Origin of the sequence: Shewanella sp. ALD9 (genome assembly GCF_002836315.1) — a bacterium.
GTDB lineage: Bacteria > Pseudomonadota > Gammaproteobacteria > Enterobacterales > Shewanellaceae > Shewanella.
The window spans coordinates 490,948-516,011 of record NZ_PJCD01000003.1 but is presented as its reverse complement, the minus strand read 5'-3'; the positions used below and the strand labels follow the sequence as shown (position 1 = coordinate 516,011).

The 25,064-nt window shown below is 41.9% G+C and carries 23 protein-coding genes; 7 read left to right on the top strand and 16 right to left on the bottom strand.

The window, feature by feature from the left end:
* Nucleotides 1-68: 68 nt before the first annotated feature.
* Nucleotides 69-1,013 carry a homoserine O-succinyltransferase gene (metA, locus tag CXF88_RS09880; RefSeq protein ID WP_101086687.1) on the bottom strand — a complete coding sequence of 315 codons (945 nt, stop codon included), beginning with the start codon at nucleotides 1,011-1,013 and terminating at the stop codon, nucleotides 69-71.
* Between the two features lie 361 nt (nucleotides 1,014-1,374).
* On the opposite strand from metA, the gene CXF88_RS09875 reads away from it, so the two are divergent.
* Complete coding sequence (locus tag CXF88_RS09875) at nucleotides 1,375-2,118, top strand: SDR family NAD(P)-dependent oxidoreductase (protein WP_101086686.1); 744 nt, start codon at nucleotides 1,375-1,377, stop codon at nucleotides 2,116-2,118.
* Between the two features lie 76 nt (nucleotides 2,119-2,194).
* Here CXF88_RS09875 and ompW read toward each other — a convergent pair whose 3' ends face one another.
* The 7 genes from ompW to phhA all read right to left on the bottom strand — a co-directional run bounded on the left by ompW (nucleotide 2,195) and on the right by phhA (nucleotide 8,635).
* Nucleotides 2,195-2,842: an outer membrane protein OmpW gene (gene ompW, locus CXF88_RS09870; RefSeq protein WP_101086685.1), complete on the bottom strand. Its 648-nt coding sequence runs from the start codon at nucleotides 2,840-2,842 to the stop codon at nucleotides 2,195-2,197.
* Between the two features lie 246 nt (nucleotides 2,843-3,088).
* Entirely contained in the window at nucleotides 3,089-3,754 is a 666-nt protein-coding gene (locus CXF88_RS09865) for a nucleotidyltransferase family protein (protein WP_101086684.1), read from the bottom strand.
* Nucleotides 3,741-4,391, bottom strand: coding sequence for a maleylacetoacetate isomerase (gene maiA, locus CXF88_RS09860; RefSeq protein ID WP_101086683.1), 651 nt, complete (start codon nucleotides 4,389-4,391; stop codon nucleotides 3,741-3,743). Before maiA ends, CXF88_RS09865 begins: the two co-directional genes overlap by 14 nt.
* 98 nt (nucleotides 4,392-4,489) lie before the next feature.
* Complete coding sequence (locus tag CXF88_RS09855) at nucleotides 4,490-5,476, bottom strand: fumarylacetoacetate hydrolase family protein (RefSeq protein ID WP_101086682.1); 987 nt, start codon at nucleotides 5,474-5,476, stop codon at nucleotides 4,490-4,492.
* 237 nt (nucleotides 5,477-5,713) lie between these two features.
* On the bottom strand, nucleotides 5,714-7,252 hold the full coding sequence (tyrR, locus tag CXF88_RS09850; RefSeq protein WP_101086681.1) for a transcriptional regulator TyrR: 1,539 nt from the start codon (nucleotides 7,250-7,252) through the stop codon (nucleotides 5,714-5,716).
* Between the two features lie 164 nt (nucleotides 7,253-7,416).
* The gene (locus tag CXF88_RS09845; RefSeq protein ID WP_059747329.1) at nucleotides 7,417-7,755 is read right to left on the bottom strand and encodes a 4a-hydroxytetrahydrobiopterin dehydratase; all 339 of its coding nucleotides are present in this window, start codon (nucleotides 7,753-7,755) and stop codon (nucleotides 7,417-7,419) included.
* 82 nt (nucleotides 7,756-7,837) lie between these two features.
* Nucleotides 7,838-8,635: a phenylalanine 4-monooxygenase gene (phhA, locus tag CXF88_RS09840; RefSeq protein WP_101086680.1), complete on the bottom strand. Its 798-nt coding sequence runs from the start codon at nucleotides 8,633-8,635 to the stop codon at nucleotides 7,838-7,840.
* Nucleotides 8,636-8,988: 353 nt separating this feature from the next.
* On the opposite strand from phhA, the gene galE reads away from it, so the two are divergent.
* The 3 genes from galE to CXF88_RS09825 all read left to right on the top strand — a co-directional run bounded on the left by galE (nucleotide 8,989) and on the right by CXF88_RS09825 (nucleotide 11,414).
* Nucleotides 8,989-10,014, top strand: coding sequence for a UDP-glucose 4-epimerase GalE (gene galE / locus CXF88_RS09835; RefSeq protein ID WP_101086679.1), 1,026 nt, complete (start codon nucleotides 8,989-8,991; stop codon nucleotides 10,012-10,014).
* Nucleotides 10,015-10,457: 443 nt separating this feature from the next.
* Nucleotides 10,458-10,943 (top strand): ferredoxin-type protein NapF, encoded by a 486-nt coding sequence (gene napF, locus CXF88_RS09830; RefSeq protein ID WP_101086678.1) that lies wholly within the window; start codon nucleotides 10,458-10,460, stop codon nucleotides 10,941-10,943.
* A 111-nt stretch (nucleotides 10,944-11,054) separates the two neighbouring features.
* Entirely contained in the window at nucleotides 11,055-11,414 is a 360-nt protein-coding gene (locus CXF88_RS09825) for a polymer-forming cytoskeletal protein (RefSeq protein ID WP_101086677.1), read from the top strand.
* Here CXF88_RS09825 and CXF88_RS09820 read toward each other — a convergent pair.
* The 8 genes from CXF88_RS09820 to fucP form a co-directional block, all read right to left on the bottom strand.
* A complete protein-coding gene (locus CXF88_RS09820) occupies nucleotides 11,411-11,812 on the bottom strand; it encodes a GFA family protein (RefSeq protein WP_101086676.1) in 402 nt (133 codons plus the stop codon). The genes CXF88_RS09825 and CXF88_RS09820 overlap by 4 nt on opposite strands.
* A 31-nt stretch (nucleotides 11,813-11,843) precedes the next feature.
* Nucleotides 11,844-12,551: a DUF2982 domain-containing protein gene (locus CXF88_RS09815; protein WP_101086675.1), complete on the bottom strand. Its 708-nt coding sequence runs from the start codon at nucleotides 12,549-12,551 to the stop codon at nucleotides 11,844-11,846.
* A gap of 70 nt (nucleotides 12,552-12,621) precedes the next feature.
* A complete protein-coding gene (locus CXF88_RS09810) occupies nucleotides 12,622-13,380 on the bottom strand; it encodes an ElyC/SanA/YdcF family protein (protein ID WP_101086674.1) in 759 nt (252 codons plus the stop codon).
* Nucleotides 13,381-13,522: 142 nt separating this feature from the next.
* Nucleotides 13,523-14,428 (bottom strand): fructokinase, encoded by a 906-nt coding sequence (mak, locus tag CXF88_RS09805; protein ID WP_101086673.1) that lies wholly within the window; start codon nucleotides 14,426-14,428, stop codon nucleotides 13,523-13,525.
* Between the two features lie 73 nt (nucleotides 14,429-14,501).
* Nucleotides 14,502-15,302, bottom strand: a complete 801-nt coding sequence (gene cysQ / locus CXF88_RS09800; protein ID WP_101086672.1) for a 3'(2'),5'-bisphosphate nucleotidase CysQ — start codon at nucleotides 15,300-15,302, stop codon at nucleotides 14,502-14,504.
* A gap of 345 nt (nucleotides 15,303-15,647) precedes the next feature.
* Nucleotides 15,648-16,739: a glycoside hydrolase family 16 protein gene (locus CXF88_RS09795; RefSeq protein ID WP_101086671.1), complete on the bottom strand. Its 1,092-nt coding sequence runs from the start codon at nucleotides 16,737-16,739 to the stop codon at nucleotides 15,648-15,650.
* Between the two features lie 136 nt (nucleotides 16,740-16,875).
* Nucleotides 16,876-19,518, bottom strand: a complete 2,643-nt coding sequence (locus CXF88_RS09790) for an exo 1,3/1,4-beta-D-glucan glucohydrolase (RefSeq protein WP_101086670.1) — start codon at nucleotides 19,516-19,518, stop codon at nucleotides 16,876-16,878.
* Nucleotides 19,519-19,527: 9 nt separating this feature from the next.
* Complete coding sequence (gene fucP, locus CXF88_RS09785; RefSeq protein WP_101086669.1) at nucleotides 19,528-20,835, bottom strand: L-fucose:H+ symporter permease; 1,308 nt, start codon at nucleotides 20,833-20,835, stop codon at nucleotides 19,528-19,530.
* A 382-nt stretch (nucleotides 20,836-21,217) separates the two neighbouring features.
* On the opposite strand from fucP, the gene CXF88_RS09780 reads away from it, so the two are divergent.
* The 3 genes from CXF88_RS09780 to CXF88_RS09770 all read left to right on the top strand — a co-directional run bounded on the left by CXF88_RS09780 (nucleotide 21,218) and on the right by CXF88_RS09770 (nucleotide 25,038).
* Nucleotides 21,218-22,549 (top strand): GH1 family beta-glucosidase, encoded by a 1,332-nt coding sequence (locus CXF88_RS09780; RefSeq protein WP_101086668.1) that lies wholly within the window; start codon nucleotides 21,218-21,220, stop codon nucleotides 22,547-22,549.
* A gap of 91 nt (nucleotides 22,550-22,640) precedes the next feature.
* Nucleotides 22,641-23,969 (top strand): glycoside-pentoside-hexuronide (GPH):cation symporter, encoded by a 1,329-nt coding sequence (locus tag CXF88_RS09775; RefSeq protein WP_101086667.1) that lies wholly within the window; start codon nucleotides 22,641-22,643, stop codon nucleotides 23,967-23,969.
* Between the two features lie 55 nt (nucleotides 23,970-24,024).
* The gene (locus tag CXF88_RS09770) at nucleotides 24,025-25,038 is read left to right on the top strand and encodes a LacI family DNA-binding transcriptional regulator (RefSeq protein WP_101086666.1); all 1,014 of its coding nucleotides are present in this window, start codon (nucleotides 24,025-24,027) and stop codon (nucleotides 25,036-25,038) included.
* Nucleotides 25,039-25,064: the final 26 nt, after the last annotated feature.

Below are 25,064 nucleotides of genomic sequence, written 5' to 3'. Positions count from 1 at the left end.
CTAAGTTTAACAATAGCTTTTATCGAAACGAAGTCAACGTTAAAACGCCGGTATAACTATATTCAAGTTTACTTTTTACTTTCCCATGGTGTTTTCGCATTCATGTCAGACAAGTCATATGGCGTTAACTGGTAAACATAATAATTAAGCCAATTACTGACTAACAAGCTGCCATGACTATGCCAACGAACAATAGTATCTTGTGTTGGGTCATCTTGTCGGTAATAGTTTTGCGGAATATCTGGCTTGAGGCCTTCGCCAACATCGCGCACATATTCTTCATTCAAGGTGTCTTTTTGATACTCAGGGTGACCCATAACAAACACATTATGATTATCACGACTGAGCACAATATACGCGCCAGCCTCGTCTGATTCAGCCAACACTTCTAAATCTGGATGTTGACGAATTTGTTCAATATCCATTTCAGCAAATCGTGAGTGCGGTGCAAAAAACTCATCATCAAAACCGCGCAATAGTGGATGTGGGTCGCTGGTTCTTCGATGATTAAATACACCTGAACGTTTATTCGCTAATAACTGACGATGTAAATCATAAAGATGATACAAACCAGCATGAGCTGCCCAACACAAAAACAGTACTGAAGTGACATGTTGTTGTGACCAGTCAATAATTTCGCGAATGTGGTCCCAATACACCACATCTTTAAAATCAATTTTTCCTAACGGTGCACCTGTAATAATCAAACCATCGTAATTGTTATTTCTAATGTCTTCAAAATCACGATAAAAAGTATTCATGTGATCCACTGATGTATGCTTAGATTCCTTATCATGAATGCGTAATAAATCGACCCCAACTTGCAAGGGCGTATTGCCCAGTAATCGCAACAACTGGGTTTCAGTTTCGATTTTATTAGGCATTAGATTCAAGATTAATACCCGCATTGGACGAATGTCCTGATTAGCAGCTCGGGTTTCAGACATCACAAAGATATTTTCTGACTCTAAAATACCTGCTGCAGGCAGGTTATCTGGAATTCGAACCGGCATACGTCTCACCTTTAGATTAATTAAACACATGTACTTGATTAACCAGCGCTCGATTAACCAACCAGCCTTTTCACAATAACGTTAATGTCTGTTATGTCACAGTTTCAACATTCAGTTTAGCGCTAAAAACAGCGGTCATCATCGATTGTCAAATGTCGTTTGCAAACATAACTAACCTACTCACCCAGTCTAAACCGCGACAGAATGGCTTATTGCTAACGTTAATAGCGGTCAATCTGTTAGATAACCATCATACACTTGGATGGCTAGAAGTCTACACGTCTCAAGTTGAATTTTTTTCTTACTTGTTATCAACTGATGTTATTTCTATTATGAGTCATTATTTTTGATGAGATGAATCATGTCTACAGCGACAGCGATGATTATTGGCGCCAGCTCTCAACTGAGCCAAGCCTTAGCCAGACAGTTATCTGCACAGCAAGTTTCGCTGGTGCTTTTTGTTAACGACCCTGAATCACTTAACGAGTTTAGTCAAAGTCTGCCTGGCGATGTCAGCGTATATCCGTTAGTAATTAATCAACCTGACACACTAATAGCACAGCTGAATGCCGCTTGGAGCAAACATAATGGCGCCCATTTGGTGATTGTTAATACCGGTGTTAATGACTACGATTCTACCCTGCCTTGGGCAATTGATAAGCACACTATCGATATTAACGTAATGGGCTTTGCTGCGGCAAATAACTGTATTTTTAAATTAATGTGCGAGCAAGGTTACGGCCAACTAGCCGCCATTAACTCAATAGCCGGTCAACGTGGAGGGCCTAATGTGGCTTATCATGCCTCCAAAGCCTTTGCTGAAAATTACCTGCAAGGCTTGAGTATGCATGCACAACGATTAAAGCTGCCTATTACCATTAGTGATATTCAATTAGGGTTATTTGATAAAGCCGTTCATTTGAATACACAATTGCTGTTGTCGCCTCTCGATAAAGTGGCTACACAAATCATCTCAGCCTTGCAAAAAGGTAAACGCCGAGTGTATGTCACTAAACGCTGGCGCATTGTCGCGTGGATAAATCGTTTATTACCAGAGTACATTTACAATACTCGCCATTGGAAACCGCGTAAAAAGTCTCCATAAGTGCCATCAACAAAAACAGGAACCCGTAGGTTCCTGTTTCATATGTTCGTTTTTCACTAACGTATTCTACCCTAGCTTAATAAGTATAACCGACGCTGATCATGTAAACCCAAGGATCAATGTCTGTATCAACCACAACATGATCTGCCCCCATATCAAAGCTCACATCCGTTGCAATTTGAGCATACCAAACAGACGCATTAACCAACCATTTCTTGTCAATTTGATAATCAAGCCCAACTTGAGCCGCCACGCCCCAAGAGTTCGATAGGCTCAAATTATCTAAGCCAAGATCTTTCGCCTCTTGAGTAAATTCACTGTCATAAAAGTTGGTAAAGTTAATCCCTAAACCAATATAGGGACGTAAAGCAGACTGTGAATCGCCAAAGTAATATTGTGCGACCAGTGTTGGAGGTAATTGCTTTGAGTCAGCAATTTTACCGAGTTCACCCAGTGACACATCGTGACTAAAAGGCGATGCCGCTAATAATTCAATGCCGATATTATCAGTTAGCATATAACCAAAATTTAGCCCTAATTGGACATCGTTATCTACGCTAAATTCAGCAATATTTGCGACTACTGGGCTTGACTCATTTGGAGCAACCATTGCCACACCAGCACGAACAATAATATCTCCTGCTTGATGGGCCGCAGCACCAAATGAAAAACCAGCAGTTAATAAAGAAGCAGCAACTAAACTTAGGGTAATTTTCTTATTCATTTTTTAACACTCCTTGGCAATGACAACTAGATGCAATTCTGTGCATCCTTAACATTTGCGGTTAACCTACTGAAGTTAATCGTTAACATCATTGATTCAGATCAACAAAACAGCAGTACCCCTATAGAGGTACCTAATTAGATCCCAGACACATGATTTAGATCACAAAGTTAGGCGGTAAAGAGATGAAAGATGTATTTAACAGTTAGGTTTTGTGAGGTTGAACAGGTGAATTATTATTGATGATTAATCTGTTACAGATAGTTTGCAGTAATGCATTAACCATCCCTTTTGGGACACGCGATGGTTAAAAATAGCTTTGTCATGCTTTGGGTTTGGACTTAATGACAAGTCAAACAAACAGCCTAAACCAAACACACTCGTCACGTGTAATTGAAACTCAGCTGTTGTATGGTCATCAGAGGGGACTAATTTAACCCCTATCGCCGTTTGTTTTTCTGGCCAAAATGACATGGCATCAACACAAGAACTATAGGGCATATCACCATTTCTAAGATGCATTCTGGCTTGGTTTTTCGCCGACCATGGCAGAGCTATCTGCTTAACGAGTAAAGCTTCAATCGCCTGGTCTTCTGCAGAAGATGGGGTGTTATCACACCAGTAAATGACATCAATGTCGTTTAAGGGCTGTGAGGTCATGCTGTGCAAATTATCCCAGATCAAATTGCGTATAAAACCCGCACTAATTAACCAATCTGTGATCCCTTGTTGTTGCATCACTTTCTGACACGTCATTAAGGCTGCCATTCTAAGTTCATCTTGTTGTAACCACTGCCACAACAAAAACAATGGCTTAGCCTGCCCATGTTGCAACTGATCAATGGCCACTTGGTTTAACAGGGGCGGATTTAACTGGTGCTGATTAAACAAGGTTTGATTACGTCGCGTCATGCTGTTGTTCTGGCGCGGCATCAGCAAATGCAGGTAACTTATGGCACTCATCCCAAATTCTGACAATATTAGGATACGCAGCAAGCTCTAAATTAAAGCGCTTGGCATTATACACTTGCGGGATCAGACAAATATCGGCCAGCGAAGGAGTATCACCAAAGCAGAAACGTCCAGAATATCGGCTTAACTGCTGTTCTAAAGCAGCAAAGCCAAGGTGTATCCAATGGTGATACCAACGCATTTTATCAGCTTCTGAGACACCCATTTCCTTAACTAAATATTGTAATACTCGAAGATTATCTAAAGGATGAATTTCACATGCTATGGCTTGAGCCATGCTGCGAACAATAGCTCGCTGCTCAATATTGCTGGGAAGTAACGGTTGCTGAGGGTGTTTTTCGTCGAGGTATTCTATAATGGCTAACGATTGCGATAAGTTAATCTCGCCTGACTCATTATTGTCGATAAACGTCGGCACAAGATCCGAGGGGTTGAGTTGATGGTAAGCCTCAGAATGTTGCTCTCCACCATTATTAACCAAATGAACTGAAATATGTTCAGCCGTTAACTGCTTTAAATTTAACGCAATACGCACGCGATATGCCGCACTTGAACGCCAGTAGCCATAGAGTTTCATGTCAATTCCCTTATTTTTATTTTAATTTGCCTAACAAAAAGGCAATAACGATTAATCGCTATTGCCTTTATATTTCGATTTATATCGTTTTCATAATCTTAAGCTGTGTATTCAACCACTTTTTGATCGATAGAACCAAAGATACTCACACCGTTATCATCAAACATTTCAATGCGAACAGTGTCACCAAAATGCATAAAGGGTGTTGATGCTTTACCGTCGGCAATGATTTCAAGCATGCGTTTTTCAGCTAAACAACTTGAACCAGCACTGCGATCGTAATTAGAAATAGTACCAGAACCAATAATTGCACCTGCGCCTAATGGACGTGTTTTAGCCACATGTTCGACTAACTGGCTAAAGTTAAACGTCATGTCGACACCGGCATTAGGGCGGCCAAACAACTCACTGTTTAAATGAGTCACTAACGGCAAATGTACTTTGCTGTCTTGCCATTTGTCACCTAACTCGTCTGGGGTAATCGCAATGGGTGAAAAGGCACTCGATGGCTTAGATTGGAAAAAGCCAAAGCCTTTGCCTAATTCACCTGGGATTAAGTTACGCAGTGATACGTCGTTAACTAACATCAATAATTTGATGTGCTTAGTTGCATCTTCGCTGTTAACACCCATGGCAACATCATCAGTAACAATAGCGATTTCTGATTCGAAATCGATACCGTATTCTTCACTGGCCATTTGAATATCCGCTTTAGGGGCGATAAAACAGTCAGAACCACCTTGATACACTAAAGGATCAGTCCAAAACGATGCTGGCATTTCAGCGCCACGTGCTTTGCGTACTAACTCAACATGGTTAACATACGCACTGCCATCGGCCCATTGGTAGGCTCTTGGTAAAGGAGATAAACAACGTGTTTCATCAAAATCTACTGCATTGTTCATCTGGCCGGCGTTTAGTGCTTCATACAACTCATTGAGTTGTGGGTATAACAAATCCCAAGCATCTAATAATTGCTGCATAGTATGGGCAATAGCGGGTACCGCGACTGTTTTGGTCAAATCTTTACTGACTAACATCAATTGGCCGTCGCGACGTCCATTGTGATAACTTGCAAGTTTCATTACTGCTCCTAAATTCTGGGTGAGATCTGCGTCCTACTCGATACAAGACTCTCAATCTAACCATAGAAATAACCGATCGTGACGGAAAATCCTATAGTAGGTACTAAATCACATTTTTGCGGTGCTAATCGTGATTTGTAAATTATTCGTTACAAAACATAAAAGGCCACTTCAACACTGATTGTTAGCGTTAAAATGACCAAAATGCCAGCACTTGGCTGGCATTAAATCGTTACATCACTTTTTCTTACTAATACTGTAATCACGCAACTTGTTAGCAATAGCGGTATGAGACACACCTAACTTTTTGGCTAATTGGCGTGTACTTGGGTACGCGGGATATAACCGACGTAATAAACTGGCTTCATACTCTTTCATCGCCTCGTCTAACGTGCCCTCAAACTCTTCATCGAAATAACCAAACCCTTCAGCATATGAAGGTAATTTAAGTTGTTCAACGGTCAATTCTGTTGAGCCATCCCACATTGATACCGCTCTAAAAATCGCATTTTTCAATTGGCGCACATTACCCGGCCATGCGTAGGTAAATAGGTAATCGCGACAACTTGCCGATATACGTCTTAAGGGACTCGATAACTGCTGACTATAATGCTCTAAAAACATCTCAGTTAATGGAATCACATCCACACGACGCTCCCGTAGTGATGGCATGTGATAGCTTAAGACATGGATTCGATAGTACAAATCTTCTCTAAACTCACCGGATTGGCAAAGTTCAGCCAAATGTTTTTGGGTTGAACAAATAATCCGCACATCGGCGCGTACTTCTTCATCGCCACCAATCCGTCTAAAAGTTCCGTCTTGTAATAAACGCAATAATTTAACTTGTGCGGTTTTAGACATCTCGGCAATTTCATCAAGAAACACCGTACCGCCTTTTGCTTCTTCAAATAGACCGCGTTTAACGACGGTGCCATTACTAACAAAGCCAAACAACTCTTCCTCTGCGACACTATCGGGCAAAGCCGCACAGTTTATCGCGATAAAAGGATGTTCACGGCGCATGCTGGCATCATGACTCGCACGGGCCATCAACTCTTTACCCGTTCCCGTTTCACCGGTGATAAGTAACGGTGCATCAAGTTGCGCCATACGCTTGGCTTGCTTTAGTATGTCTTTCATTTTGTCACTGATAGCCAATACATTATCAAAACCAGTGGTTTGATTTTGCAGAGCATTAAACTGTTTACCCACTCTAGCGGGTGATTTCAGCGAGATAACCGCACCCGCCAAAATAGTTTTTTCATCGTCATCGGGTAAGTAAATTGGCAGCATTTCAGCCAAATACTCGCTCGAGTTAATTTGAACTCGTGTGGCTTGCGCCAACACCGGTATTTCACTCATCCAACGAGCAAAGTTAAACCCTTGTACCCAATGATTAAGTGACTCGCCCACCACTTCATGTTCAGCCATACCCAGCGTCAATAATGCCGACTCATTGGCTATGCGAATCCGCCCTTTCGCGTCTGTTGAAAACACCGAATCGGGTAAGGTTTTAAGTAAGGTTTTTAGGGCGTAATGTTCTTGCTCTGACGGCATAAAAGATACGGTACGGACATCGTGCACACTTTCGACTTTACGAATTTGTGGCATTAGCTCACGCAGGGTTTCGAAACTGATTTCTGCAAACTGCAAAAACAGGAAACCTTTATTACTGGCATCAATGGCAATTAAGTTAATACCATGTTTTTCAAGCACGACGAGGATGTCTTTCGCTAAACCCACGCGATCGATACAGCTGACTTCCAAACGCATAATGTAACGATTCCCTATTTATTAATGTTTTATTGCGGAAATTTGGCATAACGTTAGAGGGATATGGCTTCAGTGGCAAGTGAAGTTTACAGCAGAATTGTAACAGAGAAACTATTTCAGCACATTACGTTAACGTAACATGCTGAAATGGATGACGATAGTAACTAGTCTAACAACTGGTCTGTCTTGGCAGCCATAATGAAATCGTTTTTGTGTAAGCCTTTAATTGAGTGTGACCACCACGTCACTGTGACTTTGCCCCATTCGGTTAAGATACCTGGGTGATGGAACTCTGCTTCAGCTAAATCGGCCAACTTATTGGTAAAGGCCATCGCTAACTTAAAGTTTTTAAATTTATATACCCGCTCTAACTGCATAATGCCGTCACGAACTTCAACGCCCCAATCAGGGATCATACCGACAAGCTCTGCTAACTCTGCATCCGTTACTTTTGGTGCATCTGCTTGGCATGCTTCACATTTCATCTCGGTTAATGCGTTCATTTGTACTCCTTGGCTTAATTAAATAGTGTCTCACTTGCAGGTTGTTGAGCTAACTTATTGGTTGCTCATCTGCAATAAATCGTTAACTGGCTTTGACTTTTAGAGCAAATTTAGGCTCAAACATGCCTAAATGACGTGCTTTTGTCACCATGCTCATAATGTCCATACGGGCAATTTCGTCTAAATAGTCAATATGATCGATAACATAATAAATAGGTTGCATGATATCAATACGATACGGTGTGCGCAGTACGTCGAGTAAATCAAACGGCTTACGTTCAGGGCTGTCACTTAATGCATACATGGTTTCACCCGGTGAACTTAAAATGCCGCCGCCGTATATTTGCAGTGATTCATTTTTCGCCTGAACCAAACCGAACTCAATAGTAAACCAATATAATCGCGCCAGAAACACGCGCTCTTCTTTTGATGCCGCCAGGCCTAACTGTCCATACATATGTGAAAAATGTCCAAATGATGGATTGGTTAATAACGGACAATGGCCAAATATCTCATGAAAAATGTCAGGTTCTTGCAGGTAATCAAACTCTTCTTTGCTACGAATAAACGTCGCGACTGGAAACTCTTTATTGGCCAGTAACTCAAAGAAACGCCCAAATGAAATCAGTGCAGGCACTGCAGCAGTTTTCCAACCCGTTGCATCAAGTAACACTTTATCGATTTCAGGCAATTGTGGAATGCGATCAACTGACATGCCTAATGCATCTAAGCCTTGTAAATAGGCTTGGCATGCGCGGCCCGGCATATTCGTCACTTGGCGCTGATACAATTGTTGCCATAATTGATTCTCATGCTCTGAGTAATCAATGTAACCTTGGGCATCAGGTTGGTGTGCAATATACTTTGTTGCTGTACTCATAGGTTCCACTTTACGTCAACTTCACTCCCTACATAGTGTGCTAAGGGTGATGTTTTGTTAACTCCTTCACAGTTTATTGTCTTGCCATAATGTAGTGCTAATCGTAAACAAATAAATACAACTACTGATTTAGCTCTCACTCAGCGCCCATTTTTATAACTACTTTTGACTCACTTTATAGGAAAGCTGACCGGTATTAATTTGAACGTGCCATCAATAATTTAAATGGCAATTGAACTGTGATAATTTACAATACATGAGAGGCTATTTATCTAACTGACCTGATAAAAGTTGATCGCCAAAAATCAACCAGCCCTATAACTTGACTCATTAATTCACAGGACGATTAAACTATGACAATTTTGGTAACCGGCGGCGCAGGCTATATTGGTACACATACCGTAGTAGAGCTATTAAAGGCCGGACAGAAAGTGGTCATCGTAGACAATCTATCAAACTCAAGTGTTGAAGCGTTGGCTCGAGTTAGAACCATTACCGGTAAAGATGTTACGTTTTATCAAGGCGACATTCTAAACAAAGCCTTACTGCAAAAAGTTTTTGCAGATCACAGCATCGAATCCGTCATTCATTTTGCAGGATTAAAAGCTGTCGGTGAATCGGTCGAAAAACCATTGAAATATTACGAAAACAACGTCACCGGTTCCATCATTTTATGCCAAGTCATGGCTGAAAATAACGTCAAAAACTTAGTTTTTAGCTCATCTGCCACGGTTTACGGCGATCCCGCTAGCTTACCCATTAAAGAAGATTTTCCTACTGGCGCAACCAACCCTTATGGCCAGTCAAAATTGATGGTTGAGAATATTTTAGCTGACTTGCATAACTCGGATAACAGCTGGAATATAGCTCGTTTACGTTACTTTAATCCAGTCGGCGCTCACGAAAGTGGCTTGATTGGCGAAGACCCTAACGATATTCCTAATAATTTGATGCCATTTATTGCCCAAGTTGCTGTTGGTAAACGCCAACAATTAAGCGTTTTTGGTGATGATTACAACACACCAGATGGCACAGGCGTACGTGATTATATTCATGTTGTTGATTTAGCTATGGGTCACTTGCAAGCACTTAAAAAGCTGCAAACTAAACCTGGACTGGTGACTTATAACCTCGGTACGGGCATAGGCTACAGCGTATTAGACATGGTCAAGGCATTTGAAAAAGCTTGTGACAAAACCATTGCTTATCAAATTAGTCCTCGCCGCCCTGGTGATATTGCAGCCTGTTATGCCGACCCAAGCTTTGCCGCTACAGAATTGGATTGGCGTGCAACCCATACCGTTGAAGATATGGCAAATAGCAGTTGGAAATGGCAATCAAATAATCCTGATGGTTACAATACCAACGCCATTAATTAGGTGATCTATCAGAGTCACTCAGGTTTTTCAGTGTGAGGCGCATTGTTGAAAGAATGGTTATTCCCTTATGAAACAATGCAACAAAAAATGGAAAACCTGAGTGGCTCCCGCAGGACGAATTTATGCACCTACTATGCTGCTTAATAGTATTTTGACGTACGACTGCATGGTCTATTTTTTTCTATAAAAAATAAGACATTGCCACCATCCATGGCGGCAAGATGCACGAGATAGAGCAACGTAGGAGCTGTTGCCGAGAGCAACTATGCCTACAATCCTATTGCTCGCCTAGAAGAATTGCTTGCCTAGAAGATGCCGATTCTCTTTGAATGACCAGATAATTATTGGAATTGGTATGAATTGCCAAGCGCTTAACAATTTTATGCTGCAGTTAATGCTAATATTGATTGCAGCAAATATATTTAAGCTCAATTGGAACCGAAATGAACCAAGGTATTAATCAAAGTCGCCGTAATCTATTTAGTCGCAGAAAATCCAATGTTACCCGCCCGCCGTGGAGCAAAACGGATCAGGAATTTACTGACAATTGCACACGCTGTGACAAGTGTATTACCGCCTGCGAAACCCAAATAATTAAACGCGGTGAAGGTGGTTTTCCTGAAATAGATTTCACTATAGATGAATGTACCTTCTGTAAGCAATGCGTTGATGTGTGCCCAGAGCCTGTATTTGATCGCGACCAATCCTTACCTTGGTCAATTACGGCTGCGATAAAAGATAACTGTTTAACCCATGAAGGGGTTTGGTGTCAGAGCTGTAAAGATGCCTGCGACCCTCGCGCAATTAGCTTTATTATGGCAATAGGACAAGTGCCTAAACCTATGATAGATACTGAGGCCTGTACTGGTTGCGGCGCTTGTGTGTCTCCTTGCCCCGCGGATGCGATACTCATTGGCAATTCAAACTGATTTATCCTCCAAAATGTAGAAAGATGTTATAAATACAGTCAGCGATTTTAGTGTTGTTTATCAACCTATCACGTTATATTACCGACATAATACCAACTTAAGAGCACTAAGATGTTTCGTCAAAAGCAACCGGCTAATCCACTCAGTTTTATCGCCCAAGAATGCCATTTAACCGGTAAACTCATTTTTAGTGGTGATGTCCTAATTGCAGGTCATGTGAGTGGTGACATCAAAGCGCAGGGCAATGTAACCATTGAAACTAGTGGCACTGTCGATGGTGATATTTTATGTCGCGAGTTAATGATTGCTGGCCAATTAGCAGGTAAAGCGCGTTGTAAAAAAATCACCCTCCATGAGCAAGGGATTTTTGAAGGCGATGCTTATTGTGAAAATATTGAAATTTTAGATGGTGGCCAGTTTTTAGGTTATCGTCACAGAGAGCCTCTTACGAGTACTTCATCAGAAAGTTAATCTGGTTTTTTACCTGCCTTATAGCGCGGGCAAGAATCATCTATCTTTAACCAACTAACCTGCTCGTCAGTGTGTATATGATAAGTCGGTCGTACTAGGTTTGGTTGGTCTAAAGAGGCTATCGACAATGAAGTGTATTGTGGATAATCTAAATGTCGGTAAGTCAATGAACAGCCACAGCGCTGACAAAAACCACGTCGAATGTTATCTGAAGAGGCAAATTCAGTCACCGGTCCTTGTAACCACTGCACTTTGTCTGTATGAAAATCCATCCAGCTCATGACTACCGCACCAACGCTTTTACGACATTGATTACAATGGCAATGATCGGCTTCAAATGGCATACCGTTAACTTGATAACGTATCGCGCCACATAAACAACCGCCTTGTAATACCATTTGAAAACCTGCTACTTAATTGTTAGTCGTGTCATTCGATATCTGTCGCAGATGTTGTGTGCTGCTGAGTTTGTAGTTGGGCTTGCTGTTGCCATTGACGCAACAAAGTCACAAACTCTTTCGGTTCTCGATCTAAATTATCAATCGATAAATACACATGGTAACCTAACTGTTCGTTTAACGTTTGACAGCGATGACCAAACATTGCCAATACCCCACGGTAACGTTCACCATTGACCACTAGCGGCGTAAATTCAGCCCCCAAATAACCTTCTAAACTTTGTAAATCTTCATCTTGGGTGGCCGCAGTCATGAGTAATGGCCGCTGTTCGGTCAGTAAACCAGTGGCAAGACGGGGTGAAATACAGTCTAAAATGGGATTAATCTGTTTAAGCTTAACGCCAATATAAGGTAGCTCAATCAACTGCAAGTTTTGATTTACTCGGGCACAATCGACTCGTTGAATGTTATGCCATTCAATAAACACTTGGCCGCGGCGATGAAAAAATGCCACACCTGCAGAAGTTAGCTTAAAACTAACCGCCGGCTGATGCACTTTAGCGACACCTAAAATGAGTGCCACTGAGCCTAATGCAAAGCACAACATTCCAACGGCAAAAAAACCGTTAAGGCTGATAAAAATAATCAAGCTAGCCGTTAAACTAATGGCACCAACCACCGTTAAGGTTATGCCATTTCGTTTGGCAAAAGGGCTAATTAGTAACTCATCATTGACCACGGTTTGTCCTTTAAACTAAATATAATAAATAAGGTTTTTAATATCGCTTTGCGTCTTTTAGCTAATACATTTAATCAGCAGTCATACCTTTAATATTAAGCCACAGCATGCCAACATATTCATGGATAGATTTTTGCGAAGCCAACAGTTGATCTGCATCTAAACGCCACCAGAAACCTTGATGTGCAATAAAATCACTCGGTGCAGACTGGGGTTGCATCCCTAATGAGGTGAATATCATCATCGCCCGCGGCATATGAGTTGCTGAAGTGACTAATCGAAATGGTTGCTGCCCAATTCGCTGTTGTAAAGCATAGGCCTCTTCAATGGTATCTTTGGGTTCATTAAAGGCCACAATACTGGCTTTGGGGATCCCTAACTCTTCTGCAGCTTGAGCCATAATGGTCGCATGAGCTGTCTTCAGATATCCGCCACTCCAACCACTCACAATTAAAGTGCATTGCTGTCCCAACCTAAACTGACGAACGCCTTCGGTTAAACGAGCCAGTGCTGTTGATGATAGTTGCTGCACTGCAGTATGGCCTTGTTGCTCACGATTGCCTGAACCTAATACCATCACAACACAAGAACCAGTAATCGGTTGATGATTAACGTTATGCTGTGATTCTAATGAATCTGCTAAAAAATAGCTCACTTGCGATTGGCTTGTTAATGTTAGCACCACGATAGCGGTAACCAAGAGCACTCGGCCAAATTGCAGTAACGTTACACGATTCGTTCGCCATAAAATGGCAGCCAGAACGAACAACATTATGCTAAAAGGAATTGGCATCACCAATTGTGACAACAGTTTTTTAAGCCAAAACATTAATTATTCACTTCGTTTATCATTATTGCGGCTAGTTTATCGTTATCGAGCACTAAAACAAACTCAAAACAAAAACGGCACCTTTAAGTGCCGTTTAATCTACTGTAATACTTAATGTATTTGCATATCGCGTAAGAAGTGATTACTTCTCGTCTTTGCCCCACAACCATGCTGCACCACGAACACCAGATGATGCCCCAAACTTATTTTTAACCACTTGGGTACCACATTCACGGCCAACAACATATTTGGGTAACACTTTAGGTAATTCAGTATAAATAGCTTCAATATTAGAGACGCCGCCGCCAAGTACAATCATGTCTGGGTCCATCATATTAATCACGTGTGCGAGTGAACGCGCTAAGCGATCGATATAACGTTCAAATGCGGCTGTGGCTAACGGATCGCCTTGTTGCATCATCTCAGAAATTTGAATACCGCTAGTGGCATCACCACCCGCTTCACGAAAATCACGAACAAAGCCTGTGCCAGAAATAAAGGTTTCAATACAGTCACGATTACCACAAAAACAAGTAGTGGTATTAAACTCATCTGCTGTCATCCACGGTAATGGGTTATGTCCCCACTCTCCGCCAATGCCATTACCGCCGCCATGGACACGACCGTTAATCGCAACACCCGCACCACAACCGGTACCAATAATGCCGCCAAATACAACCCCTTTACCAGCAGCTGCGCCATCAACGGCTTCTGATACTGCAAAACAGTTCGCATCATTAGCTACACGTACTTCACGGCTTAATACTTCACTTAAATCTTTATCCAGCGGATGACCGTTAATCCAGGTTGAATTAGAGTTTTTTACCAAGCCAGTAAACGGTGACACAACACCTGGAATGCCAACCCCAACAGAGCCGGTTTGGCCCGTTGCTGATTCTGCATCAGCCACTAAGCTGACAATGGCTTCAATGGTACCAGGATAGTTTTTTGGCGTAGGAATGCGCTTTCTGAAAATTTCAGATCCATCATCGGCTAAAGCCACTATTTCAATTTTTGTACCACCGAGATCGACGCCCATGCGCATCATAACTTGTCACTCCATTTGCTTATTATTAATTGGGGTTCCATATTGGGCTTGCAAGAGCTGATAACGATTAGCGCTATTTGCGTGCAAACCATGCCGATGAAGCAGCAATAAAATACGGATTTAAAATATTTTCTTTTTGGTTGTATTGCAGCGGTGTAAGCGCTGGATATTCAACCACCTGACCACCAGCACTTTCTAATACTGCTTGCGCTGCGGCGGTATCCCATTCACTGGTTAGGCCTAATCTTGGATACACATCTGCTTGCCCTTCGGCCACCATACAAAATTTTAATGAACTGCCGACGCTTAACATTTGGTGTTCGCCAATAGTCTGTAAATAAGCGGCAACATCAGGGCTAACGTGAGAGCGGCTTCCGACTACAATAGGTGGCGATTGCAATGCTCTGTCACGAATATCTAATAACGATATTTGTCCATTATATTCAAGCCATGCCCCTTGACCAACAATACCGCTATAACATTTGTCTAATACTGGTGCATATACCACACCGGCAATGGCTTTGCCTTGGTGAATAAGGGCTATGTTGACGGTAAATTCGCCATTGCGTTTAATAAATTCTTTGGTGCCATCTAGCGGATCGATCAACCAATACGTTTGCCACGTTTGTCGCTCTGCCCAGTTGATATCAGCCGCTTCTTCACTCATTACAGCAATATCAGCAAAATGCTGTTTAAGGCCAGCGACAATCACATTATGGCTGGCAATATCGGCTGCAGTAACAGGGCTATCGTCTTGTTTAACCTCAATCTGCAAATCAGTTTGAGCATAAACCTGCATAATCGCAGTACCTGCATCTTTAGCAATGGCGACTACCTGTTCTAGCTCAGCTAGAGAAAATGTAATGTTCGACAAATCAATTCCTTAAAATCTATAACGGCTTCAATACCATTAAGGTGCATTTGCTCCATTATGCCATTGTTGACATCATAAATTTATATAATCATTTGATCGCACTTAAACCAAAACACTCTGATCATGCCATTACATGCTTACAACATACTGACAACACCTCTAAACTTGCTCGATACTAAGCTAAACCACTCACCACTCAAAGCAAACAGTGCATCTTTGCATTCGTATTCAGTTAAAAATCAACATCATAAAATGACACTATTTAGCTGGGATATCACAGTAAAAAACCATCGTCACTCACAGTGCTAGTTGATGATTATTGACTACATAAAACAAAATCCACTGTTAAAGCGCTGAGTCTAGTGACATAATTTCTGGTGCTATTTTGCCTAAGGTAACGTCAACACTGCCATCAATTGTTTCGCATCCGGCACCTGTTTTAGGTGATTTAGCACATTCATATACACGCACGTAATCCACTAACATCGACTGCGGAAAAATCGACTCATCGATACCAGTTTTATTCACATTCGCGGCCCATGCGCCACCCACAGCAAGATTAAGTAACATGTGAAATGGCTGATTAAACGGTGCATCATCAGGTGCGTTGACCACATCACCATTATCATCGACATACTGGCTAAACCAACCCGATGCTCGTTGAGTGGCAAAATGAACATCATCGACATACCAACGGATTTCACCTTGTTGCCATTCAACAGCATAAACATGGAAGTCGTCTGCAGGATTGAGGTCATGTGGTAAACGATATTCTGTGCCCGTATAAACATTGTTGGGCCATTGTTTACCGTAATGTAATGTGCCATGTACTGCAGACTCTGGCGCCTTATCGTCGGTAACAACCTTAAGGTTTACGGCCTCCATAATGTCTATTTCACCTGATCCAGCCCAAGGACCGTATACCCAATCTGTCGGTAACATCCATATCGCCGGCCAAGTCCCCTGACCTTGCGGTAATTTGGCGCGAATTTCAAAACGGCCGTATTTCCAATCACCTTTGTTTTTCGATACTAAACGAGCAGAGGTGTAATCTAATGTTTTCGATGTATCGTTTACGTCATAGCTTGGATCAGAATCATTTACTGCAGGCCCAGAAAAAGTTTCTCTTAATGCCGTAATCGCTAACAAACCATCACTAACTGCAGTATTTTCAGGCCGTGCGGTATAACACTGAGCCTCATCATTGCCACCACCATAACAATCAACGGCAAAGCTCCACCTAGCAGTGTCTATTTGGTTACCCTCAAACTCATCTTGCCAAACCAGTTGCCAACCTGATCCTGCGGTATTGGGTATCACTGTATCTGTTGCTTGTTCTGTTACATCATCAGCATTACAACCAGACAGAAATATGACCGACAAAGTTAACGCAGTTAAGCAGGATACAAATGAATGATGCTTATTGAGCTTGTTCATTTTTGTCCTTATCCATTTATCGTTCTCTGTTTGCCGCACGCAGTAGTAAAACAACAAGCGTCGCAAACCATTACTATTTAAAATTGAGTTTAATTAGCCCTATCTAATGACTCAGATAGGGCTAATTCGCTTTTAATTAGTTACATTGTATGGTGTTTTCTGCTGATGCTGCTTGAATGACCACATCACTGAAACGAATTTCCACTGCCGCGTCGGTGGCAAGGTAAAATGGCATCACAATTTTAGCAAAATCCATTGGTTCATCAGCAAAACATGCCAATGAAAAGCTTAAACGTTGCCATTCACCTAATTGAGTATTCACCTGCTTGGCAATATCGATTTGCTTACGACAATCACCTTCACATGCCAACCCTAGCCATAACGGCTTTTGCAGTGCTTGTGTTGCATTAATACTCACTGATAACGTGGCATCACTATTACTGTAAGCCCTTAAATCACGAGGGAAATTACTAATTAACCCGACAGTGCCCAGCTCATTACCATTAAAAGAGACTAAGCGCGCATCTTCTTGAACCACACGATCCATAGTACGAATGGTTAATGCGCTATTTTGCGCTACGCTACTGGTTAACCCTTGGCGCTCAGAAGCGTTAGCGATGAACATTGACCAAGGCGATTTCACTGCGCGCTCAAATAAAGGTAAATCTTCTAGTGTTTGAGTTGCAGCTAAATTGTCTTCCGACAAATTGTCTAACACAACCGCATCACTGGCAGTAGATTGGTAAGTTAAGCCATAGCCATAAGGTATAAGCGGCTGATAATCAGCTTGTGCTTGTTTAGTGTTGTATTGGGCTAATGGCACATTAATCTGAGTTTGCTGAGGTGTCGCAGGCCATGAGAATGACAATTTACCGACAAAATCATGAGCAACTTTGCCATCAGCCTGAGTAAATAACACATCTGCAACGCCTTGCCCTTCAGAACCCGGTAACCAGGCTGCGACAAATGCATCAGAGCTGTTGAACTCAGCATTAACCCACATAGGACGGCCACTAATAAACACAGATACCACTGGAATACCTTGCGCTGTTAACTTCTGCAATAAAGCAAGATCACGCTTGTCTCCACGTTGATATTCTAAGTTATCAATGTCGCCGTTACCTTCTGCATACGGCTCTTCACCAAACACAACAATCGCAACATCTGGCTTTTGCTGTGGTTCAAATTCACCCGCAACACTTAATGTTGTTGTACCACCAGCTTGAGTGACCAATTTATCAATACCAGCGTAAATTGACGTAGCACCAGGAAAGTCACTATTTTGGTTATCAGTACCCTGCCACGTAATGGTCCAGCCACCCGATTGTTTACCGATATTATCCGCAGCATCACCTGCAACCAACACCTTTGCATTAGGCGCTAAAGGCAATAAACCTTGATTGTTTTTAAGCAGTACTAAAGATTCACGTACAGCTTGACGTGCCACATCACGGTGACTTGCTTGGCCAATTAATTCAGTTTTACCCGATAACGGCCGATTGGCAGGGCTAGGTTTGTCAAACAAACCTGCACGGAACTTAACCCGTAAAATACGTTTAACCGCATCATCAATACGCGCTTGGCTTATTTCGCCATTATTCACCTGTGCAATGGTGTTTTCATATAACGGTTTCCAAGCGGCAGTTGGCACCATAAAGATATCTAAACCGGCATTAACGGCTTGCGCACACGACTCATTGGTACAGTTAGCGACTTGTCCGTGACCGTTCCAATCACCTACCACAAAACCATCGAAATTTAATTTATCTTTAAGTACATCTGTTAATAGATATTTATTGCCATGATTTTTAACCCCATGCCAGCTATTAAATGATGCCATAACACTTTGTGCCCCAGCATTGAGTCCCCCCACATAGCCTTGTGCATGTATGTCATATAAGTCTTGTTCGCTGGCAATATTATCGCCTTGATCGATGCCATTTTCAGTGCCGCCATCGCCTAAAAAGTGCTTAACAGTTGAAATCACATGTTGATCAGATAAAAAGTCACCATTAACAGAACCTTGCAGGCCCTCAACGATGGCATAAGAATAGGCTTTGACGATTTGTGGATCTTCTGAATAACCTTCATAAGTCCGGCCCCAGCGATCGTCTCTCACTACGGCGACTGTTGGAGCAAATACCCAATCGATACCGGTCACCATCACTTCTTTTGCCGTGATAGCGGCAATCTTTTCAATTAACTTAGGGTTATTAGCCGCCCCTAAACCAATGTTATGCGGGAACAAAGTCGCGCCGATAACATTGTTATGACCGTGTACGGCATCGGTGCCCCACATGGTTGGAATATTAATCCCATCAACACTGTCATCGACCGATGCTTGATACAAAGATTCCGCCAGTGCAATCCAATCTGCAGGCGTAGCATGTTTGTCATTGTTAGGGTATGCACCACCACCATTGAGATACGAGCCAAAACCATATTTACGCATATCTTCAACGGTAATATCGCGAATTTCAGGTTGGATCATTTGCGCGACTTTTTGATCTATAGTCATTTTAGCCACTAACGCATCAATTTTGGCTTCTAAAGCATCATCTTTGGCGATAGCAGGCTTAAGATCCGGCCAAATGGCTAATGACGACTTAGCTGCTGTATCACCAACCATGGCTGGGGTAACTGCAGTTTTTTTATCTTGTTGAGTGGCGTTGTTGTTCTCGCCGCACCCACTTAAGCCAAGCAATACGCCTAAGGCTATCAAGCTTGTTTTTGTCGGTGTGCTGACTTTATGCATGCACTGTAATTGAGTTAATCTCATGGTCTTCCCTTATACCTTATCTGCGAATACTGGACGTTTTGCAGCACATCCAATCAAACCGTAATAACCAATAAATACGTAACATAACAAAGGTAGAATAAAGGCTAATTGAATGCCTAAACTGTCAGCTAACATGCCTTGTAATAATGGTAAAACAGCACCTCCGACAATGGCCAAGCATAAAATACCCGAACCCTGACTGGTGTGCTGTTTTAAATCTTGTAGCGCTAAACTGAAAATGGTTGGGAACATGATTGAATTACACAAGCCGACTAGCAACAATGCCCACATGGCAACGGTACCGGCACTCAACATGGCTGCTGCCACTAAAACACACGCACATAGCGCATTAAACGCGAGTACTTTGCCTGCGTTAATTTTTTGCATGACTGCAGCACCAATAAAGCGCCCAACCATCGCGCCACCAAAGTAGTAAGCAATGTAATGCGCAGCCTCCGATTCAGACACGCCGCCAATATCATCTTGAGTTAAAAAACTAATTAAAAAGCTGCCAATCCCTACTTCAGCGCCCACATAAACAAAAATACCCACGGCACCCAGCACCAAATGCGGGTATTGCCATGCGCTACCTTTTACAGCGGCATTAGACTGAGTGTCTCGTTTGCCCAGTAAAGGCAGTTTTAACAACATAAAAATGAATGCTAATACAAACAACGCACCCGCTAAAATAAGGTAAGGCGTTTGTACTGCAGAGGCTTGTTGCTGAATCGATAGCTGGCCAATCACTTCGCCAACCTCAGTGACTTTGCTGTCATGTTCAACGGTCGATAAAATTAACCAACTACCAAAAAATGGCGCCACCGTGGTGCCTAATGAATTAAATGCTTGGGTTAAGGTTAAACGAGACGATGCGGTTTCGGCTGGACCTAATACGCTCACATATGGATTTGCTGATACTTGCAAGATGGTAATGCCCGAAGCCAGTACAAAAAAAGCAAATAAAAACATATTGTAAGAGCCATAACTGGCCGATGGATAGAACAGTAAACACCCTACACATGCAATAACCAATCCGGTAATAATACCTTTTTGATAACCAATTTTACCGACTAGGGCTCCTGCCGGAATAGACACAATAAAATAGGCTCCGAAAAAGCAGAACTGTACCAGCATTGCTTGGGTGTAATTAAGGTCGAACATGTTTTTTAAATAAGGGATTAAAATATCATTTAAACAGGTTAAAAAGCCCCACATAAAAAATAACGAGGTTAACGCTATCAAAGCAAAACGAAAGTTGCCTTGCTGGTGAGTCGAATCGGCATTTGCCAACTCAGGTTGAAGCGGTGAAGTCGCCATGACATTCCCTTATTGTTGTTAATAGTTATCTTGGGTTGCAGTACATAACGCCATTGAATGGATACCAATAATCTCACGCCAAGAGTTAATTCCCCGTAAACCCTAGACATTTGACTGGTGATCATTTCCACACTTGAGCAAGCAGATAAGCATTCAATAATTAACCAAATCAATTATTGACCTTTGGATAATTAATCACTAATCTCAATGTAAGCGCTTTCATTTTTAACATATCGATAACTGATGTCAACGATTTTTAAACGCGAGAGCTTATTTTTTACTGCGTATCTATCACGGCGCAAGGCCTTTTATCAGGGTATTTCAACGTAATAAGTTAGTTATAAAAATAGACACAATTAAATAATACTAAGTGAATTTAAATATGAAAATTATGTTACCAGCCGATTCTAAAATGCATTCAAAAGCGTTCACCTTTGGTGTGGCGACTGCTTCTTTTCAAATTGAAGGCGCAGTGGATTCTCGTCTTCCTTGTATATGGGATACCTTTTGTGCGACTCCAGGCAAAATTCGTGATGGTTCTGACGGTTCGCAAGCATGCGAGCATGTAAAGTTATGGCGTGAAGATGTCGATCTAATTGAATCGCTAGGCGTTGACGCCTACCGTTTATCGATTTCATGGCCACGCGTAATGCATAAAGATGGCAGCCTCAATCCGCAAGGTGTGACGTTTTATACCGACTTACTCGATGAATTAAATCGTCGTGGTATTAAAACCTTTGTGACCTTATACCATTGGGATTTACCACAACATATTGAAGATAATGGTGGTTGGTTAAATCGCGAAACGGCCTATTTATTTGCAGACTACGCCGACAAAATCACTCAGGCATTCGGTGACAGAGTCTATTCATATGCAACCTTTAACGAACCATTTTGCAGTTCTTACTTAGGTTACGAAATTGGCGTTCATGCGCCTGGATTAGCAACCAAAGCGTTCGGTCGTCAATCTGCACACCATTTATTATTGGCTCATGGTTTAGCCATGAAAGTATTGCAAAAAAACAGTCCTAATAGCCAAAATGGTATCGTACTTAACTTCACGCCTTGCTATAGCGCGACAGACTCTGCAGCAGATGTTAACGCCGCAAGTAAAGCCGATCAGTACTTTAATCAATGGTACATCAAACCACTGTTTGACCGTTGCTACCCTGACATTATTAATGACTTCGCCGCTGAAGATATGCCCGTTATTGAACAAGGCGACTTTGATATTATTGCTCAACCTATCGACTTCTTAGGCATTAACTTTTACACCCGTGCGGTCTATAAAGCAGACCCAGTAAATGGCTTTAGCCAAATCGATATGGTCGACAAACCTAAAACAGATATTGGCTGGGAAATATACCCACAATCCTTCACCGACTTATTAACCTCTTTGCATGCACTTTATCCTTTACCGCCGATCTACATTACTGAAAACGGTGCGGCAATGGATGATAAATTGCAAGACGGTAAAGTGGATGATCAAGACAGACTCGAATACTATAACGCTCACTTAAATGCAGTAAATAATGCCATTGAACAAGGCGTTAATGTTGTAGGATATTTTGCGTGGAGTTTAATGGATAATTTTGAATGGGCTGAAGGCTATTTAAAACGTTTTGGGATTGTTTATGTTGATTATACAACTCAACAACGCACCCTGAAAGCCAGCGCCTATGCGTATCGAGAATTTATAAACTTAAGAAAATAATATGTTAACCAGATAAAGCCGTTGTATAAAACGGCTTTGTTCTATTCAAACAGTTGCATCATTTTAACAAATAACAACAATTGAGGCATGTATGATAAGCACCAGAGAAAAAATAGCTTACGGGCTCGGGGACACTGCCAGTAATATTGTTTTCCAAACTGTTATGCTGTTTTTAACCTTTTTCTATACCGACATTTTCGGTATTTCGCCAGCATTTGTCGGCACCATGTTTCTAGCTGTACGCTTAATTGATGCGGTCACCGACCCATTGATGGGCGCGTTGGCAGATAGAACCAATACCCGTTGGGGTAAGTTTAGACCCTACCTATTATGGTTTGCCCTACCCTTTGGTTTTATCAGTGTTTTAGCCTTTACTACTCCTGATTTAACTGAAGACGGCAAAATGATTTATGCCTTCGTTACTTATACCGCACTCATGATGGTCTACACCGCCATTAATATCCCATATTGTGCATTAGGCGGCGTGTTAACAGCCGACCCAAAAGAGCGAGTGTCAGTACAATCTTACCGTTTTGTATTTGCAATGCTCGGTGGTTTATTGGTGTCAGGTTTAACCTTACCCCTAGTCGAATTTTTAGGTCAAGGCGATCAAGCCAAAGGTTACCAACTGACTATTGCCGCCATGAGCGTTTTGGGTGTTGCGATGTTTCTTGCCTGTTTTTGGGGTACTAAAGAGCGTTTACACCCGCCAGCGGATCAACAGTCTAGCTTTAAGAAAGACTTTACCGATATGCTCAAAAATGACCAATGGCGTGTGTTAGCTATTGCGGCAGTGTGTTTATTATCAGGCATGGTGTTACGCACTAGCTTAGCGATTTACTACGTTAAATATTTCCTTAACATGCCGGACTCCATCACCCTATTTATCACTCTGGGTATGGTTGGTAATATATTTGGTTGTATTTTAGCTGAGCCTTTGGCTAAACGCTTTTGTAAGGTCAAAGCTTATATCACTTTGCAACTGCTTGCGGCAGCGATGTGCGTAGTGAGCTACTTTGTACCTAGCGATCAAGTCGTGCTCGCCTTTGGAATGTTTATTATCTGGGGCTTTACCTTCAACATGGCCACCCCATTACTTTGGGCAAAAATGGCTGATGTTGTCGATTATGGCCAATATAAAAATGGCGTACGCATTACCGGGATGATTTATTCTTCAGTGATTTTCTTTATCAAACTGGGTGTTGCCATTGGTGGTGCTTCTGCGGGGTGGTTATTAGCAGGTTATGGTTATCAGCCTGATACCATGCAAACGGAGCATACTCAGCAAGGTATATTATTATCATTCACTATTTACCCTGCGATTGGATCTTTAGTCGTGGCTTTTGTAATGCGCTGGTACACTTTAGATAATCAAAAAGTGGACCAAATTCACTTAGAATTAAATAGAGAAGCAAAATAAAAGCATGTTAATCTTGGAGCCATGTGCTCCAAGACGGCTTTTTAATACTCATTATATGGCAACTATTTACGATGTATCAGTGATGGCTGGTGTGTCTCTGGCGACTGTGTCCCGAGTCATGAACAACAACACCAAAGTAAGCGATAAAACCAAACAAAAAGTACTCGATGCAATGAAAGCGTTAGGTTACCGGCCTAATACGATTGCACAGTCACTCGCCTCGAACTGTTCAAACAGTGTCGGGGTTTTGGTGTCTCAGCTTGACGGTCCTTTTTACGGTCCCATGATGACCGAAATTGAAACAGCCCTTAGAACAGCTAACAAGCACGTGATTATTGCTGCTGGTCATAGTGACGAGAAACAAGAGAAAGAAGGGGTTGAGTTTTTAATGAGTCGCGGCTGTGATGCCCTTATTTTGGATATTGAGGCTGTATCAGACGATTACCTAATCGAGCTCAGTAAAGGTTCAACGCCGGTGGTATTTATTAACCGCTATATAGACGCTATCAAAGAACGCTGTGTTTATCTTGAAAATGAACAAGGTGGCTTCATGGCTACCGAGCACATTTTATCACTTGGCCATAAAGATATCGCATACATTTCAGGGCCATTGTTTAAGCTCGATGTGAGAGATCGCCTAAAAGGACATAAACGAGCATTGCAACAATACAATATCGATTTTGATGACACCCTTTGCGTTGAAAGTGACTTTAAAGAAGCTGGCGGTTGTGAAGCGATGGAACGTTTATTGTCGATGAACAAACCGATCACAGCTGTAGTGTGTGCTAATGATCAGATGGCCTCAGGCGCTATTGCAGTGTGTTTAGAGCATGGATTGCGTGTTCCGGAAGATATTTCATTTATCGGTTACGATAATATCCCTTTCCCGCAATATATTTCACCTAAATTATCTACCGTCAGTAACCCCATTAACGAGATGGGTAAAATGGCCGCTCGCTGGGTACTTCGACAAGTTTACAACAATAAAGACGTGGTAATTGAACGCTCATTTCAGCCAGAATTATTTATTCGTGATTCAGCCAAAGCGGTTAACCTAAAAAGTCAATAACCTGAATTTACAAGACAGATAACATG

Coding starts and splice junctions, on each gene's coding strand:
- metA (WP_101086687.1), bottom strand. CDS start 1,013: ATGCCGGTTCGAATTCCAGATAACCTGCCTGCAGCAGGTATTTTAGAG.
- CXF88_RS09875 (WP_101086686.1), top strand. CDS start 1,375: ATGTCTACAGCGACAGCGATGATTATTGGCGCCAGCTCTCAACTGAGC.
- ompW (WP_101086685.1), bottom strand. CDS start 2,842: ATGAATAAGAAAATTACCCTAAGTTTAGTTGCTGCTTCTTTATTAACT.
- CXF88_RS09865 (WP_101086684.1), bottom strand. CDS start 3,754: ATGACGCGACGTAATCAAACCTTGTTTAATCAGCACCAGTTAAATCCG.
- maiA (WP_101086683.1), bottom strand. CDS start 4,391: ATGAAACTCTATGGCTACTGGCGTTCAAGTGCGGCATATCGCGTGCGT.
- CXF88_RS09855 (WP_101086682.1), bottom strand. CDS start 5,476: ATGAAACTTGCAAGTTATCACAATGGACGTCGCGACGGCCAATTGATG.
- tyrR (WP_101086681.1), bottom strand. CDS start 7,252: ATGCGTTTGGAAGTCAGCTGTATCGATCGCGTGGGTTTAGCGAAAGAC.
- CXF88_RS09845 (WP_059747329.1), bottom strand. CDS start 7,755: ATGAACGCATTAACCGAGATGAAATGTGAAGCATGCCAAGCAGATGCA.
- phhA (WP_101086680.1), bottom strand. CDS start 8,635: ATGAGTACAGCAACAAAGTATATTGCACACCAACCTGATGCCCAAGGT.
- galE (WP_101086679.1), top strand. CDS start 8,989: ATGACAATTTTGGTAACCGGCGGCGCAGGCTATATTGGTACACATACC.
- napF (WP_101086678.1), top strand. CDS start 10,458: ATGAACCAAGGTATTAATCAAAGTCGCCGTAATCTATTTAGTCGCAGA.
- CXF88_RS09825 (WP_101086677.1), top strand. CDS start 11,055: ATGTTTCGTCAAAAGCAACCGGCTAATCCACTCAGTTTTATCGCCCAA.
- CXF88_RS09820 (WP_101086676.1), bottom strand. CDS start 11,812: ATGGTATTACAAGGCGGTTGTTTATGTGGCGCGATACGTTATCAAGTT.
- CXF88_RS09810 (WP_101086674.1), bottom strand. CDS start 13,380: ATGTTTTGGCTTAAAAAACTGTTGTCACAATTGGTGATGCCAATTCCT.
- mak (WP_101086673.1), bottom strand. CDS start 14,428: ATGATGCGCATGGGCGTCGATCTCGGTGGTACAAAAATTGAAATAGTG.
- CXF88_RS09795 (WP_101086671.1), bottom strand. CDS start 16,739: ATGAACAAGCTCAATAAGCATCATTCATTTGTATCCTGCTTAACTGCG.
- CXF88_RS09790 (WP_101086670.1), bottom strand. CDS start 19,518: ATGAGATTAACTCAATTACAGTGCATGCATAAAGTCAGCACACCGACA.
- fucP (WP_101086669.1), bottom strand. CDS start 20,835: ATGGCGACTTCACCGCTTCAACCTGAGTTGGCAAATGCCGATTCGACT.
- CXF88_RS09780 (WP_101086668.1), top strand. CDS start 21,218: ATGAAAATTATGTTACCAGCCGATTCTAAAATGCATTCAAAAGCGTTC.
- CXF88_RS09775 (WP_101086667.1), top strand. CDS start 22,641: ATGATAAGCACCAGAGAAAAAATAGCTTACGGGCTCGGGGACACTGCC.
- CXF88_RS09770 (WP_101086666.1), top strand. CDS start 24,025: ATGGCAACTATTTACGATGTATCAGTGATGGCTGGTGTGTCTCTGGCG.